Here is a 12,603-nt window from a genome sequence, read left to right on the forward strand (position 1 = left end):
CTACTAATTTTTGAGTCTATCTGTAAAAAAAATGAAAAAGATCATTGTATCGTTACTTACTTTATTTTTAGTGGCTTGTGGAGCGAGTACGCCGATAAAATCTGATAGAAAGGCTTTGTATGAAGTTTTGACTCAGCAAAGTGACGGAGGCGGCAATATTCATTTCTTCGAAATTCTGACGGAACCAAATGAAATCAGAATGTTGCAAAACGATAAGAATTTGAGGAATAAAATTAGTCCAATAGATGTTCAAAAATCAAATTTCGTCATCTTGAACATGGGAGAGAAAAATACAGGAGGCTATTCTATTACAATTGAAAGTGTCGTAGAAACAGATAAAAATATAATTATCAGCGTGAAAGAGAAAGAACCGGAACCTGATTCGATAGTTTCCCAGTCTTTAACTTATCCTTTTTGCGTAGTCAAAATAAATTCAAAAAAAGAAATTATCATTAAATAAAAAAACGCCACTATTTCTAGTGGCGTCTTTTGCATTGTATGCTTTTTATTAGAATTGGTATCTAAGTGCTAATGCCACATCAGAACCATAATTGTTTTTGTAATATCCATTTCCACCAATCTCTGGTCTAAAATCTAATGATATTAATAATGGGATATCAAAGTTGTATTCAATACCGATATCTCCAGCTGCGAATACAAACGTGTCATTATAAGAATTCCCGTTGTTGTCGTAATTGTAGCTACCTACACCACCACCTACACCAGCGTACCAATTGAAACCACCATCAATATTCCAAACCCATTGGTATAATGCTGCTAATTTAATAGCGTTGTCATCATAACCATTATTGTTGAAATTACTTCTGTTTCTCCAACCTAAGTCTAATTCTAAACGATTATTTTGAGATAAAGCTCTTTGGTAAGAAAGTTCTCCTCCAAATCCACCATTGTCTCCAAAACGAAGTCCTAATGCATTTTTTGATATGTCTTGTGCCTGTGCGCTAAATGCTAATCCAATTAGCATAACAGCCGATAAAATAATTTTTTTCATAAATAAGTATTTGTTAGTGCAAATTTACAATAAAAGGATATCTACGGAATTATAAAATAAATGTTAATTGTTTCAAAATTCACATGTTTGTATTTGTCAAAATCATGATAAGCCTATTGTTTATAGGGCATGACTGATTTTCATGTAGTGGTAATTAAAAGTTAATATTTAACTTAAAAAGATAGAATTATATAGGTTATTTCGAGAAAACAATTGAATTTGTCATTTGGTGGCTCACAATATCTTCCATTTCAAATAGGTTTTCCTCTGCAGCATAATGTGACTCTTCATAATGGTGTAATTTCCATCGCTTTTTATTGTACTCTAGTGCAGTTAGGTTTTCTACCCAATCTCCAGAATTTAAATATAAGGTAGAACCATTTTTGTTCTCTTTTTTTACGATTTTTGGTTCGTGAATATGCCCGCATATTACATAATCGTATTTTTTTTCTATGGCTATTTCTGTAGCGGTTTCTTCAAAATCGGAAATATGTTTTACCGCTTTCTTTACTCCTGCCTTTATTTTTTTTGAAAAAGAGTAGGGCTCTTTCCCCATTTTTTTCAGACACCAGTTTACAAGACGATTGGTTAGGATTAAATAATCATAGCCTAATCCCCCTAATTTAGCGATCCATTTCGCATGATGTACTGAGGCATCAAATACATCTCCATGAAATATCCAGGCTTTTTTGTCATCCAGTTCCAATACTAATTTATCAACCAGTGCAAAATTGCCCATGTTCATATCGCTAAACTTACGAAGCATTTCATCATGGTTACCAGTTATGTAATAGACTTTAGTCCCTTTGGTTGCCAGGCTTATTATTTTTTGGATGACTTTTAAATGTGATTTTGGGAAATAAGATTTTCTAAATTGCCAAATGTCGATAATATCACCATTCAAAACTAGAATTTTTGGCTTTATGGAACAGAGGTATTTATTGAGCTCTATCGCGTGGCTGCCGTATGTTCCAAGATGTGTGTCAGAAAGCACAACTAACTCAACTTTTCTTTTTTTCAATTGATTCAAATTTGAAGTTACACAAATTAAAGACAGGTTGATCGGATTCGTTTTATTAGAGTGTTATCAATTCTTAACTAACATTAATAAAACGTAATGTTTTTACGTTAGCTAATTGTTAAATAATCCTATTTTTAAATTTTTTACTTTAGGTCATAAAACATATATTTGTTCAAAATTAATTATAATGGCAGGAAATAGCTACGGATCACTATTTAGGATAACAACTTTTGGAGAATCACACGGGGAGGCTCTAGGTGGAATTATAGACGGTTGCCCATCAGGAATACAATTAGATTTAGAGGCAATTCAATTTGAAATGTCCAGGAGAAAACCCGGTCAGTCAGCAATAGTTACACAAAGAAAAGAACCAGATGACGTGCAGTTTTTATCAGGTATTTTTGAAGGTAAAACAACGGGAACTCCAATAGGTTTTATCATTCCAAATACAAATCAAAAATCAGACGATTATTCTCATATAAAAGATAATTATAGACCTAGTCATGCCGATTATGTTTATGATAAGAAGTACGGTGTGCGCGATTATAGAGGTGGCGGGAGAAGTTCCGCTCGTGAAACAGCAAGTAGAGTAGTTGCTGGTGCAATTGCAAAACAGATGTTACCTGAGATAAAAATTAATGCTTATGTGTCTTCAGTAGGTCCTATTTTTTTAGAAAAACCATACCAAGATTTAGATTTTTCTAAAATAGAAAATAATCCTGTGCGATGTCCAGATGAAGAGATGGCGGTTGTGATGGAAGATTATATTCGTGAAATTCGCAAAGAGGGTAATACTGTTGGAGGGACCATTACCTGTGTTATTCAAAATGTACCTGTTGGTTTAGGCGAACCTGTTTTCGACAAACTTCATGCGGAGCTTGGGAAAGCAATGCTGTCCATAAATGCCGTGAAAGGATTTGAATATGGAAGCGGATTTTGCGGTGCCAAAATGAAAGGAAGTGAACATAATGATTTATATAACTCTGATGGTACTACTAAAACGAATCTCTCTGGAGGGGTTCAAGGTGGTATTAGTAATGGTATGGATATTTATTTCCGTGTGGCGTTCAAACCCGTTGCGACCATTATGCAAAAACAAGAGTCTCTTGACAATAAAGGAAATATAACTGAGATGACTGGTAAAGGGCGTCATGACCCTTGTGTGGTGCCACGAGCAGTTCCTATAGTCGAAGCGATGGCAGCGATAGTGCTTGCTGATTTTTATTTAATAAACAAAACCTACACTAAATAACCAAAACCAAAAAACAATAAGCAAGTAAATGACCACAACCCAAGAACCGCAGAAAAAATCAATTTTCGCTAACCTAACAACTCAGATACTAATAGCAATGTTATTAGGTGGAATTTTAGGTATTATAATTCATAATACAATCTCAGCGGAAGCAGCTTTGGGATTTAGTAATAAAATAAAAATACTTGCTACCGTTTTCATACGACTGGTTCAAATGATTATTTCTCCATTGGTATTCACTACACTAGTTGTGGGGATAGCAAAACTTGGAAATGTAAGTGCTGTTGGTAGAATTGGTGGAAAAGCCCTAGGGTGGTTTTTTACAGCTTCTTTTATTTCATTATTATTGGGTATGTTTTTTGTAAACATACTAGAACCTGGAGTTGGACTTAATTTATCAAATGTTGATTTGACATCAGCATCTGAGGTGGCAGCTAAAACTAAAAGTATTTCGTTCGAAAATTTTATTGAGCATATTGTGCCAAAAAGTATTTTTGAAGCCATGGCAACGAATGAAATTCTTCAAATTGTAGTGTTTTCTATTTTCTTTGGTTTAGCAGCAGCTTCTATTGGGGATTATGTAAAGCCAGTTGTTAATGGCTTAGACAAAATGTCTCATATCATTTTGAAAATGGTTAACTATGTAATGAACTTTGCTCCAATTGGTGTATTTGGTGCCATAGCAGGAGTTTTTGCAGTTAGGGATTTTCAAGAATTAGCTATAACGTATTTCAAATTTTTCGGTTCTTTTTTAATTGGAATTTCTTCACTTTGGATTTTGTTAATCATTGTTGGTTATATTTTTCTTAAAAGCAGAATGACCGTACTTTTGAAACGAATTGTGAGTCCTTTAATTATTGCATTTGGGACAACAAGTAGCGAAGCTGTTTTTCCAAAATTAACGGAAGAATTAGAGCGATTTGGAGTGAAAGATAAAATCGTTTCATTTATGTTGCCTTTAGGTTATTCTTTTAACCTTGACGGTAGCATGATGTACATGACTTTTGCCAGTATTTTCATTGCACAAGCTTATGGTGTAGATTTAGACTTGGGAACACAAATGACCATGCTTTTAGTCTTGATGCTTACCAGTAAAGGAATTGCAGGAGTGCCAAGAGCCAGCTTAGTGGTCGTTGCAGCAACTTGTGGAATGTTTGATATTCCGATTGAAGGGATAGCGCTAATATTACCAATTGACCATTTTTGTGATATGTTCCGCAGCGCAACTAATGTTTTAGGGAATGCTTTAGCTACTTCGGTGGTCGGGCAATGGGAAGAAAAAAATGAAATAGATATAATTTCATCAGATTAGATTTAACTAGAAAACTCCTCAAATATGAGGAGTTTTTTTGTTTTACAAGTTCAGTTTATTTAATAAAATTAAAATTAAGTTATGAAAAATCTCGCAATGCATTGGAAAATTCTAATAGGAATGGTATTAGGACTGCTTTTCGGATTATTAATGAAAAATTTAGAGCAAAATGGATTTGTAGTTGATTGGATTAAGCCCTTTGGGACCATTTTTATCAATCTGCTTAAAATGATAGCCGTTCCGTTAATTGTCGTTTCGTTAATAGTAGGATTAGCCGATTTGAAAGATATTTCTAAACTTTCTAAACTGGGAAGTAGAACAGTATTGTTTTATTTATGCTCAACTGTGGTAGCAGTGACTATTGGTTTAGTATTAGCCAATTTAATAAAGCCGGGTAGATATATCAATGACGAATCGAGGAAGAGTCTTATAGAAAATTTTTCAGTCGATGCGTCACAAAAAATAGAATTGGCGGTTAAAGCCAAGAATAGTGGACCTCTTCAGCCTTTAATAGATATTGTTCCTGATAACTTTTTCAAAGCCTTGAGTGATAATGGCAGTATGTTACAAGTTATATTTTTCGTGATTCTGATTGGGATTGGACTTATTTTAATTGAAGAAAAAAAATCTAAACCAGTTGTGGATTTTTTCAAGGGATTAAACGATGTAATCATGAAAATTATTGATATTATAATGCTGTTTTCACCTTATGGCGTTTTTGCGCTGATGGCTTCATTGATGGTGGAAATTCCAGATTTTTCGACATTAGGTGCATTAGGGATCTATGGATTAACGGTATTGTTAGGTTTGTTTATAATGGCTTTTATATTCTACCCGACATTGCTGATGATTTTTGCTAAAGTAAATCCGATTAAATTTTTCAAGGCAATTGCACCAGCCCAACTTCTTGCTTTTTCTACCAGCTCAAGTGCAGCTACACTTCCTGTTACCATGGAATGTGTGACTGACAACCTAGGTGTTGATGAAGAAGTATCTAGTTTTGTATTGCCATTGGGAGCAACGGTGAATATGGACGGGACAAGTTTGTATCAAGCAGTGGCCGCAATATTCATTGCCCAGGCTATGCTTCCTGAGGCACTAGATCTTCAGACACAGTTAATGATTGTTGTAACGGCAACCCTAGCATCTATAGGTTCAGCTGCGGTGCCTAGTGCCGGTATGGTGATGTTAGTTATTGTTCTTGGCCAGGCTGGTATTCCAGAAGCTGGCTTAGCGCTTATTTTTGCTATTGACAGGCCACTAGATATGTGTAGGACCGTTGTCAATGTTACAAGTGACTCTACAATCGCAACTATTGTTGCAAAATCAGTAGGAAAATTAAAAACTCCTCAAGGATTTTAATTTTCCAAGTTTTAAATTAGGTTGTAGATGTATTCACTATTATTCAGTGTTGATGTAGCCGGTTTAACAATTCTACTGCTGAAAAAGCATTTTATTTGGTCATAATTTTTAATAATAATCTAGTTTATCTAATGCTTTCTTTTTATTTATTAAAACAAATCTAAATAGTTCATTAATTTGTTGATAGTTGCTGATCAAAAGTGTTAAACATCAAATATATAGATGTATGTTTGTAATCTAATAGCTACCTATGTTTTTCATACGAATCTTTTTATTTCTTTTTATTTCATCCAATATGTTCGGTAATGAAACCATTACTGATTCGAATTTGCCTACAATAAAAGAAGCTACCATACTAGCAAAGGAGGCCGAAGGTTACCTACATAATGCTGATTATGAAAAATCTTTTTCTACCTCAAGACTTGCGTTGGAGCAAGCCTTGATGATAAATGATGATTACCTTATCGCGAGGTCCTATAGAAATATTGGCTCCACTTATGAAGAGTTATTTGAATTTGAAAAAGCTGTTTTTTACTATAAAAAAGGATTAATTTATGCTGATAGAACATTAAACGACACAATTAAAAATGCGTTGAATAATAATTTGGGTAATATCTATTGTTTTGAAAGAAAGCAATTTGATAAAGGATTAAATTATTATAAGAAATCACTTGAATATGGACATAAGATGGCTGATAATAGTCAGATATATATTACAGAATTAAATTTGGCATGGGCTTATTTCTATTCTAAAAATTTTGAAAAGGGTAAGTCTCACCTTGATTTTATAAACACCTACAAAAATAAATATGGTAATAAAGTAACAATTGTTGCTTTAAATATGCTAAATGGAATGTATTTTGGAAATAGGTCAGAATTTGAAAAGGCAAGTTTATTTTTTCTAGAAGCTATTAAGTTAGGTAATGAAGGGGATGAAAAATTGGATTTGTCCTATGCGCACGAAGAGTATGCTATTTTATTGATGAAAATGGGTAATTATAAGGAAGCTTATGAAAACTTAGTTCTATTTAACAAAATTACAGAAGAACTCGATAGTTCAAATGAACAAAAGAAAGCCAATGCAGCAGGTGTTAACGTCGAATTGGATGAATACAAAAGAAAAGTAGATGCTATTGAGCATGAAAATGAGCTGCAGTACAAAAGTTTACAACAATCCAGAATTATTGTTACACTATTTGTTATTATTTTGGCAGTGTTTTTGCTTTTGTTCTATTCGCTGTATAAAAATTATAACTTTAAAAAGAAAAAGAATGCCGAACTTATTATTGCTAATGAGCAATTAAGTCTCGCTAAGGAGAAAGCCGAAGTGGCATCGCAACTTAAATCTCAGTTTGTCTCGACAATTACCCATGAGTTAAGAACTCCGTTATATGGAGTTTTAGGAATCACAAATATGTTGTTAGATGAACATAAGGAACTAGCTAATAGCCCTCATTTAATGTCTCTTAAATTTTCAGCGAGGTACTTGTTGTCACTTGTAAACGATGTTCTTCAAATTAATAAAATTGAAGAAAACAGAATTGTTCTTGAAAATTTGACGTTCAATATTGCCGATGAAATTAATATGATTAAAAATTCATTGTCATTTATTGCCAAGAATCACTCTAATGTTATCAATGTTAATATTGATCCTGAAATCCCTGAGTATTTGATTGGGGATAAATTAAGATTCTCACAAATTCTTATAAATTTAGTTAGTAATGCATTGAAATTCACAAAGAACGGTGAGGTAAATATTAATGCAAATTTGATAAATGTTGAAAATACATTGCATTATATTGAATTTAAGATTAAAGATAATGGAGTCGGAATTGCGGAAGAGGATCAGGATAAAGTATTCGAAAAGTTTGTCCAAATAGGAAGAAAAGAAATCGATTATCAAGGTACAGGTTTAGGATTATCAATCGTGAAACGATTATTGGAATTATTTAATAGTACAATTTCACTTGAAAGTAAAACCGATGAGGGAACTACATTTACCTTTACTATTGCATTTGACTACGACCCTTTTAGAACCATTAGCTTAATAAATAATATTCAAGTTGATTTAACTGCAGGCCAGATTTTTAAAGTTTTAGTGGTTGATGACAATTCGATCAATCAATTAGTTACCAAAAAAATTATCGAGAAGCACAATTATAAGTGTACGGTTGTGGATTCTGGGTTAGCAGCTCTTGAAATGCTCGATACATTACAATTTGATGTTATTTTAATGGACATAAATATGCCATTAATGAATGGCTTTGAAACCACTAGGAGAATTCGTAAAAAAGGTATAAATACACCTGTAATAGCTTTAACGGCATATGATAAAGAGGAGATTTCAGAAGAAGCCATTTCTGCTGGAATTAATGATATTCTTATTAAGCCATTTGCACCAGCATTATTGGTCAAGACAATTAATCAACTTATATTTAAGGCAAAGGAAGTTCCATTTGTATAATAAATTTCATTTTGAAAAAAAAATCGCAAAATCATTTTAATATGATTTTGCGATTTTTTTTTCAAGACTTTTTGCTTTTTAAGCATAATCCTTTTTATTTAATAGCAATTGTCTTAGTTATATTTTGTTTTCCCCCTTCTTTTTTATCAATTTCTATATGAAGGATACCATCTTTATAATTGGCGCTAATTTTATTTTCGTCCGCATATTCTGGTAAACTAAAGGATCGTCTGAATGATTGGTAGTTAAATTCTTTTCGATAGTAATTGTCTTTCTTTCTGGTTTCCTCTTTTTCTTCTTCTTTTTCTGAAGATATAGAAAGCATATTATTATCAACTTCCACTTTAAAGTCTTGTTTTTTCAAACCGGGAGCAGCTAATTCGATTTCAATTTTTTTATCCGTTTCTTTTAAGTTTACTGACGGTAAATTGCTACCCATTGAAGCGAGATTTCGATCAGTCCAATCCATTAGGTCTAATGGTGCGAAATCATCAAAAAACGAATCTACTGATGGTAAAAACGGACTTGTAACTACAGGCGCGAAGCCATTTCTTTTTACTAAAGTTTTCATAATTTAAAAGTTTAAAGGTTTGTTAATCATTTAATTAAAATTACAAAAGTAAAATATGTTTTTAAAAAAAATAACACTTAATTAACTATGTATTAGGTATTTACCTAATAAAAAAAATACCTCTTACCATAATGGCAAAAGGTATTTCTTACACTTTGATAACTAGATGTACAATTTATATTAGTACCAGCGTTTTTTATTTTGTTTTGAAGCATCAGATTTTCTGGATTTATGGGCACCACCACTTCTATTTGAATTTTTTGGTTTGGTTGACCCGCCTGAAGCGGTCTCAGGATTACCTGAATGCCAAGGATAAGGATGATCGCTAACGGTTTTAACGTCAACTTTAATTAATTTTTGAATATCCTTCCAGTAGCCGTGTTCATCTTTACTACAAAAGGAAATTGCTACTCCACCGTTTCCGGCACGACCAGTTCTTCCAATTCGGTGTACATAGGTTTCAGGAATATTGGGTAAGTCAAAGTTGATAACGTAGGGCAATTGGTCAATGTCAATTCCTCGAGCAGCTATATCTGTAGCTACAAGGACTCCAACTTCTTTGTTTTTAAAAGCTTCTAGAACGCGTTGTCTTGCATTTTGCGATTTGTCACCATGAATAGCCTCGGCAGCGATATTATTTTTGCGTAAAGCCTTCACCACATTATCTGCTCCATGCTTTGTTCTTGAAAAAACCAATACATCTGTCAAGTTTTCATTCTTGATTAGGTTGTATAATAAGTTACGCTTTTCGGTTTTTTCAACAAAATAGACACGTTGCTCTACATTTTCTGCAGTAGATGAAACGGGTGATACAGTTACTGTTTCGGGCTTGGTTAAAAACATTTCAGCCAGTTCGCGAATAGCAATTGGCATCGTTGCAGAGAAAAACAGGGTCTGTCTGTTTTTAGGAGTAAGTTTTACGATTTTTTTGACATCATTTACAAATCCCATATCAAGCATTTGATCAGCTTCATCTAGAACTAGACAATGCAAGTGGTCTAGATCAATAAAACCTTGCTTATGCAGGTCTAGTAACCTTCCTGGGGTTGCAATTAAAATGTCTACACCATTTTTTAGCGCATCTACTTGTGGGTTCTGAGAAACACCTCCAAAAATGGTCAGCTGTGTTAAATTAGTATATTTTCCGTAAGTGTCAAAACTTTGGCCTATTTGAACCGCTAATTCTCGTGTAGGAGTTACTACTAGAGCACGAATTTGCTTGGCTTTCTTTGACGATCCTACAATGCGGTGTAATTGGTGTATAATTGGTATAGCAAATGCTGCTGTTTTTCCAGTTCCTGTTTGTGCACAGCCTATTAAATCTTTACCCGCTAAAACTAGGGGAATTGATTGTTCTTGGATAGGAGTGGGGTTAGTATAGCCTTGTTCGTATACGGCTCTTTGGATACTTTTTGAAAGTGATAATTCTTCGAATAACATATTTTTGAAATTAAATATCTTGTATTAAGTACATAGATAGTTCTGCAAAGATAGTATTATTATTTTTGATGGGTATTTCTTGTAGTTGTGTGAATTAAGTTTTGCTTATTATATGCCAGATACACAGTTACAAGTTTGTATTAAGCAATGCTATTGTTTGCTTTTATAAAGTCAGTAACTAAGTAACCTATCAATTTACCTATTAGGTGTTTGTTTTTTTCGTCATCCAAATCAGGGGCACCCTCACATATGTGTATATAGGTAGCATTTTTGTTTTTACCGAAAAAGGAAATAAACTGCCTCAGTTCTTCCACAGAAAAACCACTCAGGGTCATGGCGCTACTGGCTATATTGGGAAGTGCATCCAAATCAATTTCGATTCCGAAGCCATCGGTTTCGACAAATGCTAATGCGGTATTCATTTCCAGATTAAAATCCTTTTCTTTTCTAATTTTTATACTGTCATACGTATTATAGCGAACGCGATCTTCGGTTTTTTTAATTATGTCTAGTACACTTTTGGAAGTATAATTTTCGTGCAAACCAAAAACGAAATACTTTTTCAAAAATCCTTCTTCAAAAGCATAGGAGAAGCCATTTCCGCTATGACGCCCTTCTAAAATTCTAAAATCAGAATGTGCGTCAAAATTTATGGCATTTATAGGTTTGCCTTTAGCCAATGCTGCTCCTTTAATATTACCGTAAGAGTTGTTGTGTCCACCTCCAATAATTATTGGGGTTTTTCCGGCTTTGATAATGTTAAATATTAGATGAGAAACATCTTTGTCAATTCTTTCCACTAACTGACTTAATTTAGATCGATCATCAATATCGTGGAAGTCCAAATGCTCTACTTCTTTCATTTCTTCGCGAACATTAACCTGTCCCAAAACGATAATTTGACTTCCTTTACAAAAGCGATTGTGTTGAATGTTGGCGATGTTTTTTATGGCGCTATCCCAAGCAGATGCGGCTCCAGGTCTTCCATAATTAGCTCTAACACCAATATCTTCTGGAATTCCAAGTAGGACATACTTTGCTTCAGAGGTTTTTAAAAATGAAATTGGATCAGTCCCTTTAGGGACAGTAATCATCTTTTCACCAAATTTGATTTCTCCACTTCTGTGGTTTGTAATTTTGGCGAGATCATTCATTGTAAAAGGCAAAAGCTTTTCCATAAAAAAAAATAATTTTTTCAAAAATACTATAATTGTGTTAACTTTCGTTAAACTTTAATATATATTGTTAAATTTGAAAAAAAAAGTAATTAAAATGGAAAATCAAAAAAGTAGTTCAAGTCTTAAAGCGGTAATTGCAGTATTAGCGGTTTTACTAGTGGGGAGTTTAGTCTATATTTTTAAAGTTACATCTGATGTGACTACAGTGCAAACTGAATTAAAATCTACAATGACTGAAAAAGAGACGGTTATGAAGGATTTGGAGGATTTGAAAGCAACATATGATGCTGCAATCGGTGAAAACACTTCTATGTCTGATGAGTTGATCCAAGAAAGAGATAAGGTTGTGAATTTAATAGCAGACTTAAAGAAATCTAAAGGAGACGTTGCTTCACTTGCAAAATACAAAACTCAGTTTATTGCTTTGCAAGGTAATATGAAGACTTTAATGGCAGAAAATGAAGGTTTAAAAATGCAAAACACTACCTTAACAACTCAACGAGACAGTACTGTTGTAGTATTGACTGAAACTAAGAAAAATGTTGAGGTATTAGCAGGACAAAACGAGGAGTTAGCAAAAGCGGTTGAAAAAGGTTCAAAACTAACAGTATTGAACACAACGGGATCTGCTTTTAAATTAAGAAATTCTGGAAAACAAATAGAAACGGACAAAGCAAGCAGAGCTGATGTTCTAAGAGTAAGTTTTACAATTGCTGAAAATCAAATTGCTCAATCAGGTGATAAAACTTATCAAGTGCAGGTTATTGACAGTAAAAACAATGTTTTAGGTGATAAAAAAACAGAAACTTTTGGAGAGAATACTTTAACGTATAGTTTTGCGACTAATGTTGCTTACGAAAACAAAACGGTTAAAGTTACACAAGATTTAAAAGGAAAAGATTTTGCTAAAGGAACTTATTATATTAATATTTTCAATAAAGGAGAAATGGTTTCTAAAACAAGTTTTGTTTTAAAATAACAGTAGATGACT

The 12,603-nt window shown here is 33.3% G+C and carries 11 protein-coding genes; 6 read left to right on the forward strand and 5 right to left on the reverse strand.

Translation table 11 applies throughout. The annotated features are described in order from the left end of the window. Positions 1 to 31 precede the first annotated feature (31 nt). Positions 32 to 460 carry a protease complex subunit PrcB family protein gene (locus HJ01_RS13550; protein WP_007139029.1) on the forward strand — a complete coding sequence of 143 codons (429 nt, stop codon included), beginning with the start codon at positions 32 to 34 and terminating at the stop codon, positions 458 to 460. Positions 461 to 508: 48 nt separating this feature from the next. Here HJ01_RS13550 and HJ01_RS13555 read toward each other — a convergent pair whose 3' ends face one another. Both HJ01_RS13555 and HJ01_RS13560 read right to left on the reverse strand, forming a co-directional pair. Next, a complete protein-coding gene (locus HJ01_RS13555) occupies positions 509 to 1,012 on the reverse strand; it encodes a hypothetical protein (protein ID WP_007139030.1) in 504 nt (167 codons plus the stop codon). A gap of 196 nt (positions 1,013 to 1,208) precedes the next feature. Further along, a complete protein-coding gene (locus HJ01_RS13560) occupies positions 1,209 to 2,033 on the reverse strand; it encodes a UDP-2,3-diacylglucosamine diphosphatase (protein WP_007139031.1) in 825 nt (274 codons plus the stop codon). A gap of 187 nt (positions 2,034 to 2,220) precedes the next feature. Here HJ01_RS13560 and aroC point away from each other — a divergent pair, with 187 nt between their 5' ends. The 4 genes from aroC (at position 2,221) to HJ01_RS13580 (ending at position 8,423) form a co-directional block, all read left to right on the forward strand. Further along, complete coding sequence (gene aroC / locus HJ01_RS13565) at positions 2,221 to 3,285, forward strand: chorismate synthase (RefSeq protein ID WP_007139032.1); 1,065 nt, start codon at positions 2,221 to 2,223, stop codon at positions 3,283 to 3,285. A gap of 28 nt (positions 3,286 to 3,313) precedes the next feature. After that, positions 3,314 to 4,597, forward strand: coding sequence for a dicarboxylate/amino acid:cation symporter (locus HJ01_RS13570; RefSeq protein ID WP_007139033.1), 1,284 nt, complete (start codon positions 3,314 to 3,316; stop codon positions 4,595 to 4,597). Between the two features lie 81 nt (positions 4,598 to 4,678). Then, positions 4,679 to 5,959 carry a dicarboxylate/amino acid:cation symporter gene (locus HJ01_RS13575; RefSeq protein ID WP_007139034.1) on the forward strand — a complete coding sequence of 427 codons (1,281 nt, stop codon included), beginning with the start codon at positions 4,679 to 4,681 and terminating at the stop codon, positions 5,957 to 5,959. A 250-nt stretch (positions 5,960 to 6,209) separates the two neighbouring features. After that, the gene (locus tag HJ01_RS13580; RefSeq protein ID WP_040473967.1) at positions 6,210 to 8,423 is read left to right on the forward strand and encodes a response regulator; all 2,214 of its coding nucleotides are present in this window, start codon (positions 6,210 to 6,212) and stop codon (positions 8,421 to 8,423) included. Between the two features lie 94 nt (positions 8,424 to 8,517). Here the strand turns inward: HJ01_RS13580 and HJ01_RS13585 are convergent, their stop codons facing one another. The 3 genes from HJ01_RS13585 to HJ01_RS13595 all read right to left on the reverse strand — a co-directional run bounded on the left by HJ01_RS13585 (position 8,518) and on the right by HJ01_RS13595 (position 11,612). Next, complete coding sequence (locus HJ01_RS13585; protein ID WP_007139037.1) at positions 8,518 to 8,994, reverse strand: Hsp20/alpha crystallin family protein; 477 nt, start codon at positions 8,992 to 8,994, stop codon at positions 8,518 to 8,520. Positions 8,995 to 9,174: 180 nt separating this feature from the next. Further along, the gene (locus HJ01_RS13590; RefSeq protein ID WP_007139038.1) at positions 9,175 to 10,434 is read right to left on the reverse strand and encodes a DEAD/DEAH box helicase; all 1,260 of its coding nucleotides are present in this window, start codon (positions 10,432 to 10,434) and stop codon (positions 9,175 to 9,177) included. A 140-nt stretch (positions 10,435 to 10,574) separates the two neighbouring features. Further along, entirely contained in the window at positions 10,575 to 11,612 is a 1,038-nt protein-coding gene (locus HJ01_RS13595) for a formimidoylglutamase (RefSeq protein WP_007139039.1), read from the reverse strand. Positions 11,613 to 11,706: 94 nt separating this feature from the next. Between HJ01_RS13595 and HJ01_RS13600 the strand changes: the two genes are divergently transcribed. Next, positions 11,707 to 12,591: a hypothetical protein gene (locus tag HJ01_RS13600; protein WP_040473968.1), complete on the forward strand. Its 885-nt coding sequence runs from the start codon at positions 11,707 to 11,709 to the stop codon at positions 12,589 to 12,591. Positions 12,592 to 12,603: the final 12 nt, after the last annotated feature.

Source organism: Flavobacterium frigoris PS1 (assembly GCF_000252125.1).
GTDB lineage: Bacteria > Bacteroidota > Bacteroidia > Flavobacteriales > Flavobacteriaceae > Flavobacterium > Flavobacterium frigoris_A.

What these genes read in the sequence shown, in the direction of transcription:
- HJ01_RS13595 (WP_007139039.1), bottom strand. Translation starts at nt 11,612, where the DNA reads ATGGAAAAGCTTTTGCCTTTTACAATGAATGATCTCGCCAAAATTACA.
- aroC (WP_007139032.1), top strand. Translation starts at nt 2,221, where the DNA reads ATGGCAGGAAATAGCTACGGATCACTATTTAGGATAACAACTTTTGGA.
- HJ01_RS13585 (WP_007139037.1), bottom strand. Translation starts at nt 8,994, where the DNA reads ATGAAAACTTTAGTAAAAAGAAATGGCTTCGCGCCTGTAGTTACAAGT.
- HJ01_RS13550 (WP_007139029.1), top strand. Translation starts at nt 32, where the DNA reads ATGAAAAAGATCATTGTATCGTTACTTACTTTATTTTTAGTGGCTTGT.
- HJ01_RS13590 (WP_007139038.1), bottom strand. Translation starts at nt 10,434, where the DNA reads ATGTTATTCGAAGAATTATCACTTTCAAAAAGTATCCAAAGAGCCGTA.
- HJ01_RS13580 (WP_040473967.1), top strand. Translation starts at nt 6,210, where the DNA reads ATGTTTTTCATACGAATCTTTTTATTTCTTTTTATTTCATCCAATATG.
- HJ01_RS13600 (WP_040473968.1), top strand. Translation starts at nt 11,707, where the DNA reads ATGGAAAATCAAAAAAGTAGTTCAAGTCTTAAAGCGGTAATTGCAGTA.
- HJ01_RS13575 (WP_007139034.1), top strand. Translation starts at nt 4,679, where the DNA reads ATGAAAAATCTCGCAATGCATTGGAAAATTCTAATAGGAATGGTATTA.
- HJ01_RS13555 (WP_007139030.1), bottom strand. Translation starts at nt 1,012, where the DNA reads ATGAAAAAAATTATTTTATCGGCTGTTATGCTAATTGGATTAGCATTT.
- HJ01_RS13570 (WP_007139033.1), top strand. Translation starts at nt 3,314, where the DNA reads ATGACCACAACCCAAGAACCGCAGAAAAAATCAATTTTCGCTAACCTA.